The following is a 21,676-nucleotide window of genomic DNA, read 5'->3' as shown; positions in this document are numbered from 1 at the left end:
TCTGAACTTGACTAGTGACTATTCAGTGTTGCTTATTACGTCCTTGAGTTTCTTGGTCTTGCATTTTATTTTTTTTGTTCGAAAATTGAAAAAACGTGAGTGATGTGTGTTTTTACGTGATTTTTATCATGCGTTTTTTCCTGAGACAATATTTTATTCTTGTAGGCCTTTGAATAAAAGAATCTCTATCTAAATTTTGTTCGCATTTTCACAATGCGTAGGGTTACAAAGAGGAAAACGATGAAAAAACTTACTGCCGTTCTGGCTGTAGGTGTAGTTGCCGCTGGTGCCTACGCTTCTGCAGAAAATACAGTCACCCTTAAGCGAGATGTTCTCGGTCGTGCCATTGGCGCAGATCAGAAGCAGCCCGTCCTTCTCAAGAACGCTACCGTTCAGAAGACTGCCGAACCCCTGGCAGCAACTTCTACAAGCAAAGTATACTCTTCCATGAAGGATGTGTACAAGGACAATCCGTTCAACGATGGTAGCGACAATATCGAAACCGTCTATGGCGCATTTGTTTCTAAGGGTATGCTTGCTCGTCCGGGTTATAGCGAACAGTATTACCTGTACGATAAGGGTAATGCCGTGAGCAAGAAGTCTTACGAATCTGACGTAAATTCCATCGAACAGCGTTACCGTTCTTACTATCGTAATTACGTGGCTCCCAAGGTTGCTATTCCTAGCTCCTTTACCCTGTATCCTCCTGCTCCGACCTATAGTGTTCGTGCCTCTAATACTGCTCCGTACGGCAGCGAGTATTATGGTTACCATTATGGTTATTACCTTAATATTGAACATGCTCACGCAAATACCGGTGTCGGACTATACGCTCACAATAATGCCGCCCATGGTTATAATGCAAATGTTTTTGCTTTTGACAAGGGCAATACTTATAGCGGTCTTCAGAATAAGATGAATGGTTATACTTGCTCTAAATCCTCTTCTCACGCTGCTGAAACTAGGATTAGGACCACTCGTCGTGCCGGAACGGTTTCTCATGTCGCTCCCGAAGCACTTGTCTACGTTTATGATGAAGGTTGCTACGAAGATCAGAAGAGATTTGCAGTTCTTCCCGAAAATCCAGAAAACAAGAATCTTGCTGTTGGTCTTATGAATGCATCTGCTTATGAGTATAACACTGGAAATCTTAATATTTATGGTGAAGAGTCCGCTATTCTGGATGACTACATCTACTACAACCGTGTGGTAGGCGTTGCTCCGATGGAAATGGCAAATAATAATGCTGCCGCCTTGAATGCGATTACGGTTGGTGCAATCAAACCTAAGCAAAAAAAGGTGTTTTACCCATCGATTTCCAATCCGACGTTCTCTGCTTCGGGTACCAATTTTATCAAGCCTGAAATTTCTGGTTACGGATATTTGTACATAGATCAAGACAAGACCTATGATATTTATTCGGGCAATACTAATCTTAGCGTTGGTGATCCGTATGTTCCGACTGCTTATGGATCTGAAGTTGCTGCTGCTTATACCGCAGGCCTGGTTTCTGACTTGATTTCCTTGAATTCCTTCTATAGGTGGCATCCGGAAGTGGTTAAGGCTCTGTTGCTGACTACTGCCACTGACGCTTCCGACACTAATATAATTAAGTATGCCTACGAAAAGGATTGTCGTGTTTCCAACGATGCCGGTGACATTGGCATGGGTCTCCCCCAGTTCGATGAAATGATTACCAACAACCGTTCCCGTTACTGGATGGGTAAGAACTCCAGCCACTTCAGCAACTCCAACACTATCGAATTTACCGAATCTGGTATCACTAAGGGCAGACGTTATCGTATTGCTATCGCCTGGCTCATGCGCGGTGATAACATGATCAGCAGGAACACTGTTCATCAGGATATTGACCTCAAGGTCATTACCAAGGATGAAATGGGTAATCGTGTGGAATATAAAAGCGAATCTAGCATGAATGGCTATGAAATGGTTGACTTCGAGGCTAAGTCTTCCGATGACATCCAGATCGTCATTAAGCGTTACCGCAACGACGGTGGCCGCGTGCTTCTCGGTTATAACCTCCATGAATCCTGGTAATTTGGCTTTACTCCTTAGCTAAAAAAGAAAAATCGTTCGACTTTCGGGTTGAACGATTTTTCTTGCTTACAAATGTGCTATATTCCTGTTCGATATCTTTTGGGTAGTCGTTAAATAGGAGGATTTCCCATGAAGTTTGTGAAGTCTGCAGCGATTGCTGCATGCGGCCTTGCCATGTTTGGTTTGGCTGGTGTTTTTACAGGATGCTCTGATTCCGATTCCAGTTCCGACGCAGTTGCCGCTGGCTCTAGCGACGTGCAGAGCTTTGATGTTGCTAGCTGTAACTCTGACATTGATGCGGGTTCGGTCTATGCACTGGAACAAAACAAGGAAGGCCTGGTTGAATATTTCAAGGCTCTGAGCGATGGTGATTTGCAGGGGGCCCAGCAGAAGGGTGCCTCTGTCAAGAGTTCCTACGGCAACATTCTTGCAGGCAATCCTGCAAACTGTGAAGCCCAGGTGGGTTACGCCCTTGCCTCTATCGCCAACATTGTCAATAACGATGGCTTGAAGGCCTTGATCGATACCTTGAGGGGCAATGGTACCATCGAGACTGGCGACAATTATAGCCTCTACAAGATTTCTAGTGAACAGACTGCTCAGGTGGTGGTGGGTTCCCGCGCCCTGGCTAAGGAAGCCTCTGGCAAGTCCGTAATCGTGCGCGTGCAGGATGCCATCGGCGAAAACCTGCTGCCTGTAACGGATACCGCCATTACCTACCTGACCAACGTGGTTCGCAATGGTAACGTGACGATTCTGTATAACGGTGGCAGCCGCCCCGTGGAACTTGACAATGGTGAATTCGCCCCGGCCCTCGGCGCCCTCTACTTGATGCGAGCCTTGTTGGTTGGCGTGGCCAGTGTCAATGTGGACATTACCGAAAACGGATCCTTCCGTTGGATTGAGACCCTGGATTCCATGGACATCTCCAACTACAAGACCAATCCCGGTGTCAAGAAGTTGCTGAGCCTTATGGATGCAGACAACAGCTTTGGAACCATCAAGGATAACTGGGCCGAAGCTTATGGAGCGATCCCCAATATGCTGGATAGCGCCATTACCTATGTGCAGCTTGGCTTGCAGTATGGCATTAACGAAGCCGCCAACGGTCTTGCCACCCAGATGAATGATGTCTATGTGGTGGGCAATGACGAAGATGCCGATGTCAGCGTGTCTGACTTGCAGATGGTTATTGATTCCTTAAACTTCTTCAAGAAAGCTCTCCATGGCGACATGGAATTCAAACTGGGCGAACGCAGCATTGTCGTGAACCTGGGCAAGTTCTTCAAGATTACCAACTTCAAGAAGTATCTGCCTTACTACAAGATTGTGGATCCGGCTGACTGGTACAAGGATCTTCCTGGCAGCTTCTGGGAAGAAGGCTTGGATGGAAATTCCTTTGGTGCCTCTGAATTGGAATTTATGGCTGAAAACAATGTTGCCTCTACTTCTGGCCCGATCGATAATCGTTCCGCTTATATTGTGGACAAGAAATATTACTTTGACGATGAAGCTGCCGATGGCCTTATGGTTATGGTCTATGGCTATTTAGGGTCTTACACCTATGCTGATGCCGCCTATGATGTGGTGGCAAACGGCTGCGACGTAACCCTCAGCCTGATGGATTACTACGTGCCCTCTTACTACGAGATGAAGGACAGCCTGATCCTGAAAAAGTACGCATATACCATCAGTCCGGAATTCTGCAAGGTGGAAGACGGCGTGGTCAAGTTCTTGAAGACTCGTGGAAGTACGCGGCCCAATATGTTCTACTTTACCGATGCCAAGGGAAACAAGACTGCTTCTGTGATTGAACTGGACAATTTCGACTCCGTAGAAGAACTGAAGCAGGTAATCATCTTCCCCGATGTAACTTTTGGCGGTGTGTTCCCCAAGATGACCACGGATGAATTGTGGGACTGGGTCGGAGCATTCATGGAAGACGATGATTACGACGATGATGATTACTACTATGACTATTATCAGAGCGGCTATGATGAATCCTACGGTTACGACTACGATTACGACTATTAATCGTGAGTAAGGTTCTCGCCATTTGCCTAATGGCCGTAAGCCTCGCCTGCAGTGCAGAAATTGCCTGCAGCGGGCTTTTTTTGTCTAACCGGGATTCGGTACATGTTGGATCCCATACCTTTTTTGGCGGCATTGACTATCTTCAGCTGGAATTTCAGTGGATAGAAGGTTGGGATTTGGATGTCGGGTGGAATACCGCAAACTTTATGGCCGGGTTCCAGAGCGAGTTCGACCATGTGCTGCTGGGAGCCAGTTTCAAGGGGATTTCCCTTGGGGTGGGCCGTATGGTCTGGACCCCGGAAGAGGGGACGGGACTGCCTGTAATTGATGCGGGCTGGGAATCGTCCCTGTTGCAGAAGGACGCATGGGCCGAAGTCGAATTCGGCGGATATCGTCTGAGAGGTTCCCTGGGGAACGTCAGCAGCAGTCCGGTGAACCGCGACGAAGAATACTACATCAGGGATTCCCTTGACGTCTGGATTCTGAGCGCTGGGTTCGGCCTCGATCGGCTCGGTGCGGAGTTGAACTACACTTACGTCTCCGCAGATTTGTTCATGCAGGGAATTCGCTCCCAGGACGGTAATCGCAAAAGGTTCCTGTATTTGCCATTCTCGGGTTCATTCCATCTGATTGATTTCGGGATTGACATAGGCCCCGTAAATGTTTCCGCCGCTGCCGCCCGCATGGAATTACATCTGACCAACTCGGGCAGCCGCTTCTACGAATCTCTGGCCCCTAACCGCGCCCTGCCCAATTCCGTACTGCAGGTGCTTTCGTTCAGCTTCTTGCAGAAGAATTTCAGAGAAACCGCTGACATGGAAATCTCTGCCGTCATGGTGGGTGCCGCTTACCGCAAACCTTTCGGGCTCGGTTCCGCAGGAGGTACCCGCAGCCTTACGCTGGAGCCTGTCGTTTCGGCGGATTTCTTTTACGCCGACGGTTCTATCGATGGCAAGCAAGTTGAAGAGACGACGGTACTTTTTGCTACAGCCTCCAAAGAAACGGCGTTCGGTCGCGAGGCCAGCTGTTTTGGAACTTTTGTCGGATTGGGCCTGAATCTTAAATGGTGGCGTCTGGCTCTTTCGCTACACGCTCGTCAGATTGTGCCCCTCTACATTGACGTGCAGAAGACCGCAGATGGCATGAACTCAGTAGAAGGCGGAGAAATTTCAGATCCTTCCGCAGGAGGAACTTCCGGCGGACCGTCCATTATCTCTGATGACAGCCGTGCCATTGCCCGCTTCGGAAACGGAATGTTCGTGACGGCGTCCCTTACATTCTCTATCTGATTGCCGTAGCGGTTTCTGAATGCAGAACTTCGCCAACCATCAGTCTGAAATTGAATGGTGAATTGTCACCACTAGCCAGAAAATTAGCGGCCTTTTTCGTAAACGACGAAAGCGAAGTGCTTGCTGTCGGGAGCCCAGGAATTCACGTTGATGGTTCCCTGCCCGCCAAAGAGTTTCAGGATAGTCTTGGGAGTGTCTAGGGTTCCGTTCTCGGATTTGTTGGCGCTCATCAGTCGCAGTTCCACCATCTTGTTAGGCACGTGTTCGCCGGGGCGAACATCAGTCTCGAGGTAGGCCACCATGACGATCTTCTGCAGATCTGGCGAGATGTGGGGGAACCATGTATTCCGATGTTCATCGAAAGTTAGCTGTTCCTGTTCCGAGCCATCCACCTTCATACGCCAGGCTTGCATGCGGCCAGTGCGCACGGAATTGAAGTAGATGTATTCGCCCTTGCAATCGTATTCGGGACCGTCGTTAAGGCCTCGGGCGGTTGTGAGCTGGGTTTCGTTTCCGCCTTCGGCAGGAATGGTGTAAATGTCGTATTCGCCGTTTCGTTCGGCACAGTAGGCCAGGTGCTTTCCGTCGGGGGTGATGCCGTGGAGGTAGCTGGGGGCCAGGGGAGTCACCAACTGCGGCATACGTCCGTCAAAGAAAATCTTGTAGATACGGGAAAGTCCGTCTTCCTTGGTGTGGTGGCTGACATAGAGGCCGCTACCATCGGGATCCAGCACATGATCGTTGTTGCAGTTGTTTACGTAGTAGCTGGGAACTTCTTCGATTTTGCCGGCGGCGAGGTTGCCGTCGCTATCGCGGATCAAGTCCATCTTGTAGATTCGTCCGTTGCTGTTGTAAGTCAGGTAAGTTCCGTCGGCACTCCAGTTGGGGGCCTCGATGACAAAGTCAAATCTTTTCAGCGAGGTGATGCGGCTGGTTTCAATGTCGAATACCTGCAGTATGGACTTGTCGCCATTGCGGTTCCAGGTGTCGCCCGGCGAAATTTCAAAGGGGTAGCTGACACCGAATCGTTCCCGCAGGGAATCCATCAGCTCCATCATTTCCATGGTCTTGTTCAGGGGCATTTCCGCGCATTCTCCCGCTTCGATGTCCTGAACAAGCAAACCTGCGTTTGTGTCATCCTGAGCAAGCGAAGCGCGTCGAAGGATCTGGCTGCATGCGAGGACTTCATATTCATAGCAATTGCAGAGGCATTCCGGTTTCACGCTTTCTACCAAGGCGCCGGTGGCGTCATAAACCTGCAACTCTTCCATGTTGTTCAGGTTCACCACGCGGATACGGCCCTGGGTTCCGTAGATGGTTCCTTCGTTATGCCACGGTTCCGTAATGGATGTTTTCAGGTAGGCCTTCTTGCCGCTTCTGTAGGTAATGTTGATCCAGTCGGTGGCATCCACACCGGTGTCTGTCTTGATACAGCGGGCATCCAGATTAGCGATGGGTCCGCCCAGGAACAGGTCGGCGAAGGTCAGGCTGTAAATACCCAGGTCCAGCAATGCGCCGCCTGCAAGGGCGGGGTTCACCAGGCGTTCCACATGAGTTAGGGGCTGCGAGAAATCGGCCTCGACGCTTTGCACTTCACCGATGCGTCCTGCGGCAATCCACTGACGCACTGTCTGCACGGCTGGCAGGAATCGGGTCCACATGGCTTCGCAAAGGAAAACGCCCTTGTCGCGTGCCAGGGCGATGATTTCGGTGGCCTGCTTGGCGTTGGCACAGAATGCCTTTTCTATCAGCAGGTTCTTGCTGGCGTTGATGCACAGCTTGGCCTGTTCATAATGGTGGGAGTGGGGCGTGGCGATGTAGATCAGGTCCACTTCCGGGTCGGCTGCCAGGTCCTCATAGTTTCCATAAAATTTGCGGGCTCCGTGCTGGGAGGCGAAGGCCTGGGCCTTTTCCTTGTCCCTGGCGGCTACGGCGTAAAGTTCTACGCCCATGCCCTTGTTTTCTAAAGTCTTTACGGCCTTTGCCATCAAATCGGCGATATAGCCGCACCCAAGAATCCCAAATTTCATGTTTTCCATGTACAGAAATATACTTCGGCCCGGGGGCGGTCGGGTGGGTGGCGGTAGCAAAAACTGTTTACTTCTGTAAAAAGGGCTGTAGACAAAAAAAATCGCCTTTTTTCTAAAAAATTACAACTGACCGGCCCGATTTTTATGTAGTTTATTCGTTATGAACTGGCTTAGGCAAAATATCTTGATGCTTTTGGTAAACGCGATTTTTGCGTTGTTCCTGAGCGTTAATGTCGGTGCCTATGTTTCAGATAAAGATGTGGGGACGTCACAGGAAGTACTGCAAACCGGTATGGTCCATCAAGACGGAGCCGCTGCGATCCTTGACGCACAGGATGACACTCGAGGATTGCTTCCCCGCACTTCGATCAGGGGCGAACTTCTCAAGAGGCTAAGCTCCCGCAAACTTCAGGGTGGCCTTGGCAGCCGAGCCCTGCTCAAGATTGCAGGCCCCTGGAGCGATTTGCTGCATGGTGCAGTTACGTCGGATGCAATCCATTTGCAGCAGGGGATTCCTCCTACCCGAACCTCTAACGTTTCTAAGGATTACTTTGTGTACACCTTAGAACGTATGCTCTGTTAATCTTTCTTTCTCAAAAAAATTAGACGTTCATCGCGGTCACTAACCGCGGTTTTCGCGCTTGCCTTCCCGAGCGAGCGAACCCCCTTTTATCCACTCAAAAAAGAGAAAGAAAATGGAATTTATAAACAACATGGAACTGGCTTGTGGCCTGTTCAAGAATTCTCATATCCAGGTCAAGAAGGCTTTCTTCGGCCTAAAGAAAAACGTCATTTACACCCTGACCAACTCCATCGTGAGGGGCTCGTATATGGAATACGATTTTACCAACGGCAAGAAGGTGGCCATGCTCCTGGAAACGCCTTGGGAGTCCCTGGAGGCAGTCCTTGGCAAGGTGGGGCGGCCCGTTCCCGCCGACAACGGGATGTTCTGTCTTTCGATGTGCTACTCCCAGGATCGCAAGTTTGCCGCCATGCAACTTTGCCGGTATGTGAGTTTCGATTACGTTCCCACATGCGACATCCGTTTTGCGGAAGGCGACGAGGCTGAAATCCTCCTGCGGCCCTTTGTAAAGTAGATCGCTGCGGTTTAAAGCGGCCTAGAGTGTGGGGCGGCTGAAAAAGATTGGCCGCCCCTTTCGGTTTGTATTTATATTAATGTCAATGACCCCTCAATCTGTAAGAGTCTTATTTTTCTGTATTTTCATTTTGCTGCTGGTGCTGCAAAGTGCCTATGTGCCTATCCGCCATAGCGGCGTCCGGGCTCTGTTTGTACGTAGCGTGCTGGTGGCCATCACTTCCTGCCTTCTCTATATCGGGACCTATCCAGGCTTCTTTGGTGCTGATGGAATTTTTCTGACCCGGGCTTTCAATGGACTTTATTTTGCGGTGACGGCCTTGCTGCCCTGGATGTGGCTTGTCTACATGGTGAGACGCGTGTTCATTAAGCCAAGTCTTAGCACCTGGATTCGTATTTTGATTTCCTTGCCGGTGGCGTTCTTCGCGGTGGCTAGCATTCTCTCTATTTGGAATGGCTGGGTCTTTTATGTGGATGCGGCCGATGGCTATATGCGCGGTCCCTTGTACTTGCCTTACGTGGCTATTCTTGGCGTTTACCTGCTTGTTCCCATGTTTGGCTGCCTGAGCAGGGCATTCAATAAGCGCTTCTATGTAGACCGCTCCATGTATCTTTCCCTGTCGTCCTTCGGCTTTTTTACCATTGTGGGCATGACGTTGGAAGTGTTCTTTCCGGATCTTCCCAGTTCTGCCATGGGCATGGCGCTGACCTTGTTGACCAACCATCTGTCGGATCAGCGTGGGCAGGTTTCTGCGGATCCCTTGACCAAGCTGAATAACAGGAACCAGTTTAACATTTATCTGGATCGTCTTATCCAGAATCCGCCTGTCGAAGGCAAGGCTTACTTGTTCGTGCTGGACATGGACAAGTTCAAGCATATCAACGATGACTTTGGCCACATGAAGGGTGACGAGGCCTTGCTCATTGTTTCCAATGTCCTCAAGAAAGTCTGTGGTCCGAAGGGGCATTTTATTTCCCGCTTTGGCGGTGACGAATTCGTGGTGGTGGCCAAGTACAATGGCGAGCAGGAGTGCGATGGCCTTGTGCAGGAAATCAAGGCCGCCCTTGCCGAGGCATCCGCAAACTTTGTGTGCCCCTTATCTGTAAGCATCGGCTATGATGCGGTCAAGGAATCTGGCGAGACCATTCCCGACCTGTTTAACCGTGCAGATAAAAAGCTGTATAAAATCAAGAAGTCTCGCTAATGCAAATTTCAAACAACAAAACCTTCCTAGGCCTTAAGGAATCGATTTTCTCCAATACGACGAAATCAGATGTTGATGGCATCGAGCTGAAATTGAATTCCGAAGACGGCGATAAGATCAAGGAACTGCTGGAACTGCCTGACGAGACCATCTGTGAAATGGCTTCAAAGATGGATTGCCTGTCATCTGCAGAAGATGGAACGTATGAACTTTCCGTCTGCTATTCTCAGGACCGCAAGTTCGCTGCCCTGCAACTTGCAAAGTACATGGCCTTTAAATATAGGCCCGTGACAGGCGTCCGTTTCGTTGAAAATGAAACGGCAGAATCTCTCCTGAAGATTCTGCTGAAGTAAGGCTAAATCTGAAATTTAGCGCAGCCTTTTTTTATTTGAAATTATAGCAAGCCGTGCTGCCTGAGAATCTCGGCGTATGCGTCTCGTTCCTTGGCGTTTTTGTCGGCTTGGGCTTTCGCTGCTTCTAGCTCTTGCTTATTTGCTGCAAGTTCCTGTTTGTTCGCAGCAAGTTCTTGCCTGTTGGCTTCGATGGCCTGCTTTTGCTCTGCGATTTCCTCTTCCTGCTGTTTGATCAGCTCTTCGGTGTACTTGCGGGTAGAAATCGCGTCCAGTCTACGACGCTCCTCCATTTCCTTGCGGTAGGCTTCGATTTGGTCTGCACTGAATGCCATAAGATCCTCGTACACGTCTTCAAAAGGTTCAACCCGGGTGGGCTCCGCGATAAATTTACACAAATCCAGAAGGTTTTGCAAGTACTCGTTACCGTGCCCCGCATCCTCGCGGATTGCCTGCTCCAGGTAATTTAGCTGGATAATGCACCAGTGCATGGTGTCGAATTTGAACATGCGATTTTCCTGTGCGGAAATATCCAAATTCAGGAGCCAGGAGGTGTGCGGGAAAATGCAATCCTGCGAAATGATGATCTGGTAGCATTTATTTAGTTCCTTATATTTTGCACCCTTGATCGCCTGGGAGGCGTAGAGCTTGGCTCCGTAATACGAAAGCCGCTTGGCGTAATCGTCCTTTTCGGTCCATAGCTGGACTTCTACATCGGCCTCGTCGCCATCGTCCATGACCACGCGCACATCAAAGCGGGATGTCTTTTCGGTATTGGGCTGTGCGGACGCGAAAATTTCTGTAGCTAGAGGCTCCGCCTTTTTCAGCTTTTTGCCAATGAGCGTAGACATCAGCTGCCGCAAGTTTTCACGGGATTTGGGATTGTCTCGGGTGTACACGTACTTGAAGGCGCAATCCGCCAATAGAGACGCAATTTCCGTTTTGGGGGATTCGTTGTTGCCGATGATGTTTGTTGTTTTTTGTGTGGGCATATTATCTCCTATAAGAAAAAACACTTGATTAACTCAAGTGTTCAGGAGACTGTTCGTAACGCTCGGGATGAATATTAGAATTTATCTAAAATTTGGCAAGAGTTACTTTGTTAAAAGAATGTAAATTCAGAAGTCTCGATTTCGATGCGTAATCAGAATGACACGCTTCGCGTGCCTATTAGATTAGTGCTCGATATTCTTCAGGCGGTTGTAGGCGTCGAAACTGCAGGATTGTCCTACAAAATTGTGAGACGTGATGATACCTGCCTGGTTGACGTAGAATGTTGCAGTGCAATCTTCGCCGGCACGGAATATTGCCCGGTAGGAACCGTCTTCGGCTTCCTGCTTTTCTGTAGGCTCGCCCCAATGATCTTCAAGCATCAGGAACTTGTGGCCGTCCCAATAACGGGCGGCTGATATACCGGAAGCGGCACAGCCTTGCATCAAGACTACAGCAGCTGCAGCAGATATTACAAAAGCGATTTTTTTCATAAGACTCCTTTTAAATTATTCCCTAATATATCTTTTTTTTGAAAAGGTTTGAACAAAAAAACAGTGGCCTCGTCCGAGGTCACTGTTGCTGTGTTTTTTTTGCAATCTCTAGGGAAGCGAAGCTTACTTCTGATTCTTCTTGAACCAGTTGATGAGCTGGTTGGTGGAAGAGTCGTGCTTGAAAACGCTCAAAATCGTTCATATATTCCTAAAAAAGGAAAAATGCGTTATGATATCATATTTTTTGATGTTTTTTTGATTAATTTAAATGCTGTCAGAGGTGTTTATGCTTAATAAAAAAGTTAATGACGATGAAATTTGGGATCTTCGAGAAATCCGAATTCGTAAAATAATCTCCAATATTTTGAAAGATATTGCTAGTGCCTTAGTCAAGCCGCATGATGGTGATGATGAACCGACTGGAGAGGTTGCTCCTATTTCGGAAAATGCCAAAGGGACTGAGACAAAGGCCGATAAGGAGTATGAATCGTATGAAAGCCTTTGGAAAAAATACAAAGAGGCTTCTAAGCGTTTTATTGGATTGAAGGATTTGATAAAGGAAGATACTCTTTTCTCCTTTATTGTAACTGCTAGCCAGTTTGAAAATGTTCTTGCATTGTACAGGGTAGTTACTGCAGAACTTTTAAAGGATCCTGCATACGAAACCTCAGATGAGTTCAGCGATGTGCTTGTCGTGTTGACAAGGCTTTTTGATATCAATGCTGAGACTAGGAAGGGCTTTGTTTATGCTCGCTATGAATGTGACGTTCAGAAAAGATATGATCTTGATCGCGCGACAAAGATGCCCAATGATCCCGAGGCTGGAAAGGTCATTAGAAATGTCCTTTGGGGGATTCGTAACAAGAATACAGAAAAAATTGAAAGTAAATGTATTGTGAGGGTTGGCTAATGTCAAATACAAAAAATGTGGCTTGTTCAAAAGAAAATCTTGTTTTGATGTCTGAAAAAGGCAACGCAGAAATTGCTCAAAAATATAGGGAATTAAAGAGTAAACTTGACGAATATGAAAGCCAGCACGATAGTGTAGGTTTTAAGGGCAGCATATTTGTTTACTACAGGGCATGGAAGATGCTTTGTGCGACAAATATAAGAAACGATTTCCTAAATACTACAACTTATCGGTCATTTCCGCCAGAGGTTGAACAGGAATTTGAAAGGAAATATCCTATGGCTAGCCCAATCCCCTCTGCGAATGTCGCAAAGATGGTGTGTGCGGTTCTAAAAAATGCATGGGGTTGGAGTGATGTTTGTGTCGCCTATAGAACCGTATCGAATAAGAAATGGTGTTGGGTTACAAACAGCTATAATAGTTGTGAATTTAATTCTGGTTCAAACTTTAGTTCTTTTGTTGTTCCCTACATAAGTTGCAATTCTCTGTTTGATGCCTTTATTCTTGGCTATAAAATCGAAGGGTTTGAAGATTATGAGTTCCTAATAGATTTAATGAAAATGGATCTGGATGATGCCCTCTTGACTTCGGAAAAAGCTAGAGCGGATATCGAAGAGTACGATGGGAATTTATTGTATGATATAAATAGAGGCCACTGGGATATTTGGTGTTGCCCTACTGAAAATTCCGATGGTAACGATTGCCTTGTAGCGAGAAATCCATTGTCTGACATTCATGAGAATGGCTTGATTGGCATTGATTTCGGTACCAAAAGTACCATCGTTGGCTTTTTGGATGGCAGTGATGATGCCCGTCTAATTCGTATCGGCGTTGGGGATCTTACGAAGAAGATCGAAGCGAAACAATATGAAAATCCTACGGTACTTGAATTAAAAGATTTCGAATCCTTCTTCCAGGCGTACAAGAAATTTGAGGGTCGCCCTTTTACGAAGTGGAATGACTGTACCATTTCGCATACGGCAAATGAGCATCTAAAGGAAAGCCAAAGTAATAGAAATTTCTATTCCTATTTCTATGATTTAAAACAGTGGGCGGGTTCAAATAGCGGCCACAATCTAAAGATTGTTGACCAAAAGGGGCATAGCCTTATTCTTAAGGCTTTTGATAAAATAGGCAAAGACGATTTTAATCCCATTGAGGCTTATGCGTATTACATCGGCCTTTTCATAAATAATATGCGAAATGGGATTTATCTTGACTATGTGATGTCTTTCCCTGTTAATTACGAAAATGGAATCCGTAAAAAAATCATTGAAAGTTTTAGCGCTGGTCTAAAGAAATCCTTGCCTCAGGAAGTTTTGCATGATGAAGCTGCGATGAGAATGTTCAGAGTCCGTCAGGGGGCTAGCGAACCTGCCGCTTATGCCATTTGCGCACTTCAGCAATATGGTTTCAATGTACTTGACGAAAAGCCTGTGTACTATGGTGTCTTTGACTTTGGTGGAGGCACTACGGACTTTGATTTTGGCTGCTGGCGAATTGCCGACGAATCAAAACCTACGGAACGCAAGTATGACTATGTCATTGAACACATGAACAATGGCGGAGATAAGTATCTTGGCGGCGAAAATCTTCTGGCACTGCTTGCCTATGAGATTTTCAAGGCTAATGCGAACTTGCTGTTGCCGAATGAGGACAAACTCCTTTATGGGATATCTTTTTCTAAGCCGGAAGAATGCAGCCTGTTTGACGGTTCCGAAGTTCTTGTGGATAATTCTCAAGAAGCTCGCAGAAATACCAAGCAGTTGATGGAAAAGCTTAGACCCTTCTGGGAGGGGCTTACAAAGGAATATTACCTAGAAAAGATTGTAAACGGCATCATGGGAAAGGTCGTTAATGACGGCGGTGCTGAAAATCAGGATGAGACTTCTGATGAACGCGAATCAAGAAATCTTGCTCAATGGGAAAAGGAAATTGAGGAAGGTGTTATTAAGCTGGACCTCTTTGACAAAGGTGGGAATCGCTTATCTCAGTTCCCTCTTTATCTGAAGAACGTTAATTATGGTATTGATGTCGACTTGTTAGGTATTCTGATGCAAAGAATTGAAAAGGGCATCTCCAACTTCTTCCAGACCTTGACTATAACCCAGCATGAAAATAAACGCCCGGATTTTGAAAAGCTTGTAATATTCCTTGCAGGTAATTCCTGCAAGTCCCCAATCGTTTATGAACTTTTCATGAAGTATATTGAAAAATTCAATAAGGATATTAATTCAAAAAATGGCACAGAAAAAAACTTTTTTGAATTGTATCCACCTCTTGGAACAGAAGATTCTAAAAGCATCCTGAATGAAAAGGGAATTGATGTCAATGAGTCAGTTACTGCGCCTACGGGTAAAACGGGTGTTGTGTATGGTCTTCTTGAAAGCCGTCCGGGATCTACGATTAAAGTGATATCCCAAAAGATGGATAATGACGAGGTAGCCTTCAAATATTATGTCGGGACAAAACGTAAGAATAGAGCCTGCCCTGGCAAATACTTCTTTAGTCCTTTGACTTGTGAAAAGATGAAGTATAACCAGTGGATGCTGTTCACGGATGCTTATGTTGAAGATTTTGAAATCTATTACTCATCCCTTCCTGAAGTTACAGCCAAGCAAACTGATATCAAGGATGTGAAGATGCTTCGTAGAAGGATTGAAAAATCCTACGAAGATGAAGACGTCGGTATCTATGTTTGCGCCATGGATGCTAAATCAATTGCCTATACCGTTGCAACCGCCGAGGGCGTGAAGAATGGCGAATTCTTGGAAAATCCGGTGAAGGTTCTTCTTGAGGAGTAATATGGATAAGAAATTTGATGACAAGAGCGTCCTAGAGAATATTTCTCAGCTGTACTTGAATAAGAGCTCGTTTAAAGCGGTTCCCGTGCAAAAACAGGAACACCAAAATTGGCTTCGACTGTTTCAGATTGATGAGATTACCTTTGAGGAAAAGGCTCCGCGAAAAGAAGCGCTGGAAAATGTTCTTGGAGCACTCAGGATTGAAGGCGTCAATGTAGTTTACATTTTGCTAGGAAGTAAGACCGGGGTAAAAATTTATCTTGGTGTCGCCCAGGATACATCCTTTCCGAAAGTGAATATTCATGATATTGGCACGAACATTCTTGAACCCGCCTTTAAGGGAAATTTCAGAGGAAGCAAAATCCGCGCTTTGAGTAATGAAAATGGCGAACAGGATTGCGTTGTGAATAAAATATTCGACATGCGACGTTCTGCCATGCTGGAAGGCGTTCCTGGAGTTGCTCAAAAAAATAACGATGATGGCCACTTTCAGGGCGTAGATCGTCTAATCGATTCCATGCTGGGTACGGAATTTTGTGTGCTGGTCTTGGCGAAGGCGTTAAGCAAGGATGAAATTGCCAAATGCGAAAAGGACGTTTTCTTTTTGTATAATAGCCAGACTATTATTTCAAAGGTATCGCATCAAGAAAGTACATCTAGGAGCGATACTGAGGGAACTTCAGCGTCTGACGGAACGAATTCAGGCGAATCCCATTCTATTGCCAAGAATTTTAGTGAAAGCAAGAACGATTCTACAACTAATGGCTCGTCAAGCGGTTCGTCCTCTAGTTCGAAGTCATCTTCGACGACTCATGGAACATCAGAATCCGGCGGCACCACGTCTACGGATGGGGATAGCTCGGGAAAAAATCATTCCGATACAAGTAGCAAAAGTCATACGGATGGCGTGGGTTCTGCAGTAACTCGAGAGATTGTAAATAAGCATAGTCAGAATTTTATCAAGTTCCTCGATGAGGTTCAGATTCCCCGTCTGGATTATGGTTCGGGAAAGGGAATCTTTGTTACATCAACATTTTTATTTGCCAATACGCATTTGGAATTGAACCGACTTGCCAATATCGCAAGTTCCATCTGGGCTGGAGAAACTGGTAATAAGGTTTCCTTTGACATAGTTTCGCTGCAAGGTAAGCGAGGAAGTGATGGAAGTGACAATTCGGTAAACGAAAAAATCATTCGTGATACCATTCTTGAGTTTCAGCTGCCCAAGTGCATGTTTTCCAAGAACCCCTGTGATGAGGAGCGCTATTTCCGTACTGCATTGTCACAGGTGGAGTTTGACGGCAAGTATTATTTTGGAAATTGGCTGACATCCAAGGAGCTGGCTGTTATTGCGGGTATTCCCCAAAAGGAAGTCGTTGGCGTAAATCTAAGGGAAGAAGTTGAATTTGGACTGAATTATCCTGAAACAGCCAAAGATGACCAAATCGCCTTGGGAAATCTGGTTATTAGTGGCTCCGAGCAAAAACAGATTCCGGTCTATTTGAAAAAGGATGTCTTGGATAAACATGTTTTTGTGTCAGGTGTTACGGGTAGTGGAAAGACGACGACCTGCATGCAGCTTTTGGAGGCGGCTGATTGTCCCTTTATGGTCATTGAACCTGCCAAAAGGGAGTATCGGGCCCTGCTGAAGAAACGTAGGGATGTTCTCGTATTCACGATTGGCGATGTGCGAAAAACACCGTTCCGTCTAAATCCCTTCGAATTCTATCCGCATGAAAGTATTACTTCCCATGTGGATATGATTAAGGCCTGTATTGAATCCTCTTCCGATATGGAAGCCGCAATTCCTCAAATCATAGAACGCTCTATTTATGAGTGCTATAGGGACTATGGTTGGAATATTGACACGAATGAAAATGACTTGTTTAAGGATCCCTTTGCGAAGGGAGTTCGAAGCTTTCCGACAATGGAAGATGTTATAAATAAGTCAAAGGATGTTGTAAAGGATTTCGGATTTAGTGAAAGGCTGGAAGGCGAATATCGCGGATCCATTTTGGCTTATATGAGTGGCCTGGTTGTTGGAGCCAAGGGCGTTATGCTGAATGTTCATCGGTCAATGGACTTTGAGCAGCTTTTGGAAAAAAATGTAGTCTTGGAACTTGAGGATATCAAGAGTTCTAATGAAAAGGCGTTGCTGATGGGCTTCATTTTTTGCAACATCAATGAGGCGATAAAGTCAAGACATGCAAAGAATCCTTGTCAGAAGCATATCACCTTGATTGAAGAGGCTCACAGATTATTGACATCGGTTGCTCCCGGTGAAAATCAAAGTCGAAAACTTGCGGTCGATTCTTTTACGGATATGCTTGCGGAAGTGCGAAAATACGGGGAATCATTGATAATCGTTGACCAGATCCCGAATAAGCTTACTTCGGAAGTATTGAAGAATACGAATACCAAAATCGTACATCGTCTCTTTGCTCAGGACGATAAGGATGCTATCGGCAATACCATGGCGTTGTCGTCGGAACAGAAGAAGTTCTTGTCTAACTTGGTCGCTGGTCGTGCTATTCTATTTTCGCAGGACTTTCCTAAGGCCATACAGGTGCAAATAAATCAGTCTGTTGATACAGTTGCCATGAATCAGATTTCCGATGCTGATTTGTTGAATCCTGTTTATGATTTCTACGTGGATCATTATCTAGACGGTTCCTTAATTCCAGGAAATTATTGGCGTCAGAAACCGACTCGGAAGGAACTTGTTGAAAAGGTCCTGTTTGTCGCCAATAATCTCCCTTACTACAAAGATATGTTGAACAATGTAGTTTCTGTAACTACTAGTTGTAATGAAGCGGAAGTTGCAATTGGAAAATTCAGAAAAAAAGGTGTGATTGATTATGATGACATCCGTTTAATGAATCTTTGTCTAAATCCAAATGTAGATGAAGATGTGACGGAGAAAATAGTTGAATTTATTAAATCAGATTTCGGTTGCAATTTTGGACCGAAGGAAATAAATTCAATAAAAAATGCAATAAGAGAAGTTATTGTTCAAACTAAAAGCTAAAAAAAGGAGTAAGTTATGTTTGGTATAATCGGTGCCGCTCTTGGTGCTATAGGATCTGCTATAGGTGGAATTTGCAGTGGCTTGGCTGGGGTTGTCGGTTCTTTAGGGGCTGGAATCGCCTCTATCGCCGCGACCATAGGAAAAATAGCTGCCAATCCGATTTTTGGCCTTGTTATTCAGTTGGTCTGTGAAATAGCCAAGGTCTTCTGCGGTCGCCCGGAGAAGGAAACTCCCGAGGAAATGGGTGCCATGATGGAAGAAGGTGCCAAAATGGGTATCAAGCCTAATGACTATAAAAGTACGAAGGAATACCTGGATGCTCTGCGAGAAAAGGTAAAAATTGATGAAAAACGAATGAACGAAATCCGTTCCAATGATGTCAAGTGCTGTGCTTATAAGTGTGTTGGCGCTGGTGCTTACATGAAGGATGCTCAGGAAAGATTGAGTATGTCCATTCCCATAGATGTGCTGAAAATCGGGGCAGTTTGTAAAATGGGTGCGGAACAGCTTGTTGATTTTGCAAGAGGATGCTCTGCCTCCACTTCCGACATTAGTGCTTATTTGAATGGTAAGCCGACAACTGAAAAGCCAGATAAGGTTGCAGAAACGTTGGCTAACGCAATGAAGGCGGCATGCCCTGAAATGAGCGAAAATCAAATTTACGAAGCTATTAATAAAGTCATGGGAAATAAGTAGACCATGAAAAGTTTAGTTGATTTGAAATATTTGTTTGTTGTCAAGGAAGGTGTCTTATCCGTTTTTTTTGAAAAGGAAGGCAAACTTCGCAATGTTGAAATTTTGGGAGAATCCGATTTTCCGGTTTTCGAATCCTCAGAGGTACTTTGGAAATGGTGGAAGGAGGAGTCTGCCTATAGAAATGGTCAACAAGTTGACTTTTGCTTTCTAGCTGATAAACTAACTTATTTCAAATCGCTCTTTAAGCACGAGTTTGCTGAGGATAAATCTAGTTGGGAGCAGAACTGTATTTTTGAATTTCTGAAGGGACTGTACGGAGCAGACTCTATTGTTCTATGCGATATGAAAGGGAACGTTCTTGCGCAGGAGGTGGGGAACATTCCTTTTGTCGAGTCTGAAGTGAAAATGTACTGTAACTTGAAAAAGACGAATGCTCCTAAAAATAAGGGAGCGAAAATGAATTCTAAGACTCCTTTCCAGGATTACTTTTCTGAACTTTGGAAAGAACAGCAGAAACGATAAATGTCTTTTTCCTGCATTACATTTCTTATGAGAAACGACGTCCCCGGTATTGACCGGGGACTTTTCTATTTGATAATTTGTCTGATCTCCGCCTGCGCGGTCCTTACCCGCAAACCAGTCTACTGCCTACTTCCTGCTGTCTACTAAATTTGCTCTACAAAAAAGACGAGAGCCGAAATTTCTCTCGTCTCTCGTCTTTTCCTCAAAGGGAGCTAAGCGACCGATCCCATTAGTGTAAAGCGGAAAGGATAAGGTTAGTGTAAAGTGTAGAGGATAAAGCGTAAAGACTTTTTATCCTATATCCTTTATCCTGTACACTAGCCCTGGTGGCTCTTGAACCAGTTGATGAGCTGGTTGGTGGAAGAGTCGTGCTTGAGTTCGGTGTCAGCCTTCAGTTCCGGGAGGATCTTCATGGCCAGCTGCTTACCCAGTTCAACACCCCACTGGTCGTAGCTGTTGATGTTCCAGATAACGCCCTGGGTGAAGATCTTGTGTTCGTACATGGCAATGAGAGCACCGAGACGTTCCGGAGAAACGTAGTCCATCATGATGGAGTTGGTGGGCTTGTTGCCTTCGAACACCTTGTGGGGAGCGAGGAAAGCGATTTCTTCTTCAGACTTGCCAGCCTTGCGGAGTTCTTCTGCAGCCTGTTCCTGAGTCTTGCCGTTCATGAGGGCTTCGGGCTGAGCGAAGAAGTTGGAGAGCAGCTTCTGGTGGTGATCGCCAACTGCGTTGTGGCTGTTTGCCGGGGCGATGAAGTCGCAAGGAATCATCTTGGTGCCCTGGTGGATCAGCTGATAGAAGGCGTGCTGACCGTTGGTACCCGGTTCGCCCCAGAGGATCGGACCAGTCTGGTAGTCGACGCGGTTGCAGTCGCGGTCAACGAACTTACCGTTGGATTCCATGTCGGCCTGCTGGAAGTAGGCGGCCAGGCGATGGAGGTACTGGTCGTAGGGGAGCATAGCGTAGCTGGATGCACCGAAGAAGTTGTTGTACCAGACACCGATGAGGGCGAGGATAACCGGCAGGTTCTTGTCGGCAGGAGCAGTCTTGAAGTGCTGATCCATTTCGTAAGCACCCTGGTGGAGCTTCATGTAGTTATCGAAGCCGATGCGCAGGGAGATGGACAGACCGATTGCAGACCACAGAGAGTAGCGGCCGCCAACCCAGTTCCAGAATTCGAACATGTTGGCCGGGTCGATACCGAAAGCGGAAACAGCTTCGGTGTTGGTGGAAAGAGCAACGAAGTGCTTGGCGATGGACTTTTCGTCGCCGTTGAAAGCCTTGAGAACTGCAGCCTTGGCGGTTTCTGCATTGGTCATGGTTTCGAGGGTGGTGAAAGTCTTGGAAGCGACGATGAAGAGGGTTTCTTCCAGGTTGACCTTCTTCAGGGTTTCTGCCATGTGGGTGCCGTCGATGTTAGAAACGAAGAACACTTCGGGAGCGTTTTCGCCAGCATAGGGCTTGAGGGCTTCGGTAACCATCACCGGGCCAAGGTCAGAACCACCGATACCGATGTTCACCACATACTTGATGGACTTGCCGGTGTGGCCCTTCCAGGAACCGTTGCGGACCAGGTTGGTGAATTCTTCCATGTGCTTGAGAACAGCACGGACTTCGGGCATAACGTCCTTGCCGTCGACGCAGATAGGATCGTTACCCTTGTAGCGGAGAGCAGTGTGGAGAACTGCACGCTTTTCGGTGGTGTTGATCTTTTCGCCACCGAAGTACTTAGCGCGGATTTCTTCGAAGTTGGCAGACTTCAGGAGGTCCTGGAGCTTAGCCATGGTTTCGTCAGTGATGATGTTCTTGGAGTAGTCCAGGAAGAGGCCGCAAGCTTCGGCGCTGAACTTGGCAGCGCGGCTGGGATCCTTGGCGAAGAGTTCCTTCATGTGCCAGGTCTTTGCAACTTCGGAGTGGGCTTCGAGAGCCTTCCATTCCATAGAATCAGTCAGTTTAGACATAGTTTAATCCTTTCCGCTAGGCGGGAGTTAAATACGGGCGGAAATATAGAAAAAGTTGGAATAAGACAATTTCTAATATTCCAACCCCTAATACTCGTGGATGGAAAGTCCATAGATTTCTGTGACGAAACTCACCTCAAGAATGGCGAAATTTTGTAATTTGTAAAGACAGGGATGGGAAACCCTGTGGTGTAAAGGAAGGTATT

General features: G+C 46.5%; 17 protein-coding genes and 1 pseudogene. 13 read left to right on the top strand and 5 right to left on the bottom strand.

Annotated elements, in window-relative coordinates; translation table 11 throughout:
* Positions 1-240: 240 nt before the first annotated feature.
* The 3 genes from MMG03_RS07995 (at position 241) to MMG03_RS07985 (ending at position 5,381) form a co-directional block, all read left to right on the top strand.
* A complete protein-coding gene (locus MMG03_RS07995) occupies positions 241-2,058 on the top strand; it encodes a S8 family serine peptidase (RefSeq protein WP_249506050.1) in 1,818 nt (605 codons plus the stop codon).
* A 129-nt stretch (positions 2,059-2,187) separates the two neighbouring features.
* Complete coding sequence (locus MMG03_RS07990) at positions 2,188-4,092, top strand: hypothetical protein (protein ID WP_249506049.1); 1,905 nt, start codon at positions 2,188-2,190, stop codon at positions 4,090-4,092.
* 29 nt (positions 4,093-4,121) lie between these two features.
* The gene (locus MMG03_RS07985) at positions 4,122-5,381 is read left to right on the top strand and encodes a hypothetical protein (RefSeq protein WP_249506048.1); all 1,260 of its coding nucleotides are present in this window, start codon (positions 4,122-4,124) and stop codon (positions 5,379-5,381) included.
* Positions 5,382-5,464: 83 nt separating this feature from the next.
* Here MMG03_RS07985 and MMG03_RS16100 read toward each other — a convergent pair whose 3' ends face one another.
* Together MMG03_RS16100 and MMG03_RS16095 are read right to left on the bottom strand one after the other, a co-directional pair.
* A complete protein-coding gene (locus tag MMG03_RS16100) occupies positions 5,465-6,382 on the bottom strand; it encodes a transporter (protein WP_346348708.1) in 918 nt (305 codons plus the stop codon).
* A 300-nt stretch (positions 6,383-6,682) separates the two neighbouring features.
* Positions 6,683-7,411 (bottom strand): annotated as a pseudogene (locus MMG03_RS16095) (Gfo/Idh/MocA family protein); the annotation flags it as partial.
* Positions 7,412-7,571: 160 nt separating this feature from the next.
* Here MMG03_RS16095 and MMG03_RS07975 point away from each other — a divergent pair.
* The 4 genes from MMG03_RS07975 (at position 7,572) to MMG03_RS07960 (ending at position 10,065) form a co-directional block, all read left to right on the top strand.
* A complete protein-coding gene (locus MMG03_RS07975; RefSeq protein ID WP_101478507.1) occupies positions 7,572-7,994 on the top strand; it encodes a hypothetical protein in 423 nt (140 codons plus the stop codon).
* A 112-nt stretch (positions 7,995-8,106) separates the two neighbouring features.
* Positions 8,107-8,508 (top strand): hypothetical protein, encoded by a 402-nt coding sequence (locus MMG03_RS07970; protein WP_073235924.1) that lies wholly within the window; start codon positions 8,107-8,109, stop codon positions 8,506-8,508.
* Positions 8,509-8,587: 79 nt separating this feature from the next.
* Positions 8,588-9,712, top strand: a complete 1,125-nt coding sequence (locus MMG03_RS07965) for a diguanylate cyclase (RefSeq protein WP_083539770.1) — start codon at positions 8,588-8,590, stop codon at positions 9,710-9,712.
* The gene (locus tag MMG03_RS07960) at positions 9,712-10,065 is read left to right on the top strand and encodes a hypothetical protein (RefSeq protein WP_101478509.1); all 354 of its coding nucleotides are present in this window, start codon (positions 9,712-9,714) and stop codon (positions 10,063-10,065) included. The genes MMG03_RS07965 and MMG03_RS07960 overlap by 1 nt, the downstream gene beginning before the upstream one ends.
* A gap of 41 nt (positions 10,066-10,106) precedes the next feature.
* On the opposite strand, the gene MMG03_RS07955 is transcribed toward MMG03_RS07960, so the two are convergent.
* Together MMG03_RS07955 and MMG03_RS07950 are read right to left on the bottom strand one after the other, a co-directional pair.
* Positions 10,107-11,054, bottom strand: coding sequence for a PD-(D/E)XK nuclease family transposase (locus MMG03_RS07955; RefSeq protein WP_249506046.1), 948 nt, complete (start codon positions 11,052-11,054; stop codon positions 10,107-10,109).
* 183 nt (positions 11,055-11,237) lie between these two features.
* The gene (locus tag MMG03_RS07950) at positions 11,238-11,546 is read right to left on the bottom strand and encodes a hypothetical protein (RefSeq protein ID WP_073161512.1); all 309 of its coding nucleotides are present in this window, start codon (positions 11,544-11,546) and stop codon (positions 11,238-11,240) included.
* 48 nt (positions 11,547-11,594) lie between these two features.
* On the opposite strand from MMG03_RS07950, the gene MMG03_RS07945 reads away from it, so the two are divergent.
* Genes MMG03_RS07945 through MMG03_RS07920 form a run of 6 tightly spaced genes read left to right on the top strand, consistent with a single transcriptional unit; the run spans position 11,595 to position 19,506 of the window.
* Positions 11,595-11,840, top strand: a complete 246-nt coding sequence (locus tag MMG03_RS07945) for a hypothetical protein (RefSeq protein ID WP_249506045.1) — start codon at positions 11,595-11,597, stop codon at positions 11,838-11,840.
* Positions 11,833-12,456 carry a hypothetical protein gene (locus MMG03_RS07940; protein WP_249506044.1) on the top strand — a complete coding sequence of 208 codons (624 nt, stop codon included), beginning with the start codon at positions 11,833-11,835 and terminating at the stop codon, positions 12,454-12,456. The genes MMG03_RS07945 and MMG03_RS07940 overlap by 8 nt, the downstream gene beginning before the upstream one ends.
* The gene (locus MMG03_RS07935) at positions 12,456-15,260 is read left to right on the top strand and encodes a hypothetical protein (RefSeq protein ID WP_249506043.1); all 2,805 of its coding nucleotides are present in this window, start codon (positions 12,456-12,458) and stop codon (positions 15,258-15,260) included. Before MMG03_RS07940 ends, MMG03_RS07935 begins: the two co-directional genes overlap by 1 nt.
* Position 15,261: 1 nt before the next feature.
* Positions 15,262-18,288, top strand: coding sequence for an ATP-binding protein (locus MMG03_RS07930; protein WP_249506042.1), 3,027 nt, complete (start codon positions 15,262-15,264; stop codon positions 18,286-18,288).
* 15 nt (positions 18,289-18,303) lie between these two features.
* Positions 18,304-18,984 carry a hypothetical protein gene (locus MMG03_RS07925; RefSeq protein ID WP_249506041.1) on the top strand — a complete coding sequence of 227 codons (681 nt, stop codon included), beginning with the start codon at positions 18,304-18,306 and terminating at the stop codon, positions 18,982-18,984.
* A gap of 3 nt (positions 18,985-18,987) precedes the next feature.
* Positions 18,988-19,506 (top strand): hypothetical protein, encoded by a 519-nt coding sequence (locus MMG03_RS07920; protein WP_249506040.1) that lies wholly within the window; start codon positions 18,988-18,990, stop codon positions 19,504-19,506.
* Between the two features lie 317 nt (positions 19,507-19,823).
* Here MMG03_RS07920 and pgi read toward each other — a convergent pair whose 3' ends face one another.
* Complete coding sequence (gene pgi, locus MMG03_RS07915) at positions 19,824-21,470, bottom strand: glucose-6-phosphate isomerase (RefSeq protein WP_249506039.1); 1,647 nt, start codon at positions 21,468-21,470, stop codon at positions 19,824-19,826.
* Between the last annotated feature and the right edge of the window lie 206 nt (positions 21,471-21,676).

It is taken from the genome of Fibrobacter sp. HC4 (assembly GCF_023373925.1).
GTDB lineage: Bacteria > Fibrobacterota > Fibrobacteria > Fibrobacterales > Fibrobacteraceae > Fibrobacter.
This window is presented reverse-complemented; position numbering and strand designations above follow the sequence as displayed.

Coding starts and splice junctions, on each gene's coding strand:
- MMG03_RS07920 (WP_249506040.1), top strand. CDS start 18,988: ATGAAAAGTTTAGTTGATTTGAAATATTTGTTTGTTGTCAAGGAAGGT.
- MMG03_RS07955 (WP_249506046.1), bottom strand. CDS start 11,054: ATGCCCACACAAAAAACAACAAACATCATCGGCAACAACGAATCCCCC.
- MMG03_RS07985 (WP_249506048.1), top strand. CDS start 4,122: ATGGCCGTAAGCCTCGCCTGCAGTGCAGAAATTGCCTGCAGCGGGCTT.
- MMG03_RS07965 (WP_083539770.1), top strand. CDS start 8,588: ATGTCAATGACCCCTCAATCTGTAAGAGTCTTATTTTTCTGTATTTTC.
- MMG03_RS07995 (WP_249506050.1), top strand. CDS start 241: ATGAAAAAACTTACTGCCGTTCTGGCTGTAGGTGTAGTTGCCGCTGGT.
- MMG03_RS07930 (WP_249506042.1), top strand. CDS start 15,262: ATGGATAAGAAATTTGATGACAAGAGCGTCCTAGAGAATATTTCTCAG.
- MMG03_RS07960 (WP_101478509.1), top strand. CDS start 9,712: ATGCAAATTTCAAACAACAAAACCTTCCTAGGCCTTAAGGAATCGATT.
- MMG03_RS07925 (WP_249506041.1), top strand. CDS start 18,304: ATGTTTGGTATAATCGGTGCCGCTCTTGGTGCTATAGGATCTGCTATA.
- pgi (WP_249506039.1), bottom strand. CDS start 21,470: ATGTCTAAACTGACTGATTCTATGGAATGGAAGGCTCTCGAAGCCCAC.
- MMG03_RS07970 (WP_073235924.1), top strand. CDS start 8,107: ATGGAATTTATAAACAACATGGAACTGGCTTGTGGCCTGTTCAAGAAT.
- MMG03_RS07975 (WP_101478507.1), top strand. CDS start 7,572: ATGAACTGGCTTAGGCAAAATATCTTGATGCTTTTGGTAAACGCGATT.
- MMG03_RS07990 (WP_249506049.1), top strand. CDS start 2,188: ATGAAGTTTGTGAAGTCTGCAGCGATTGCTGCATGCGGCCTTGCCATG.
- MMG03_RS07950 (WP_073161512.1), bottom strand. CDS start 11,546: ATGAAAAAAATCGCTTTTGTAATATCTGCTGCAGCTGCTGTAGTCTTG.
- MMG03_RS07940 (WP_249506044.1), top strand. CDS start 11,833: ATGCTTAATAAAAAAGTTAATGACGATGAAATTTGGGATCTTCGAGAA.
- MMG03_RS07935 (WP_249506043.1), top strand. CDS start 12,456: ATGTCAAATACAAAAAATGTGGCTTGTTCAAAAGAAAATCTTGTTTTG.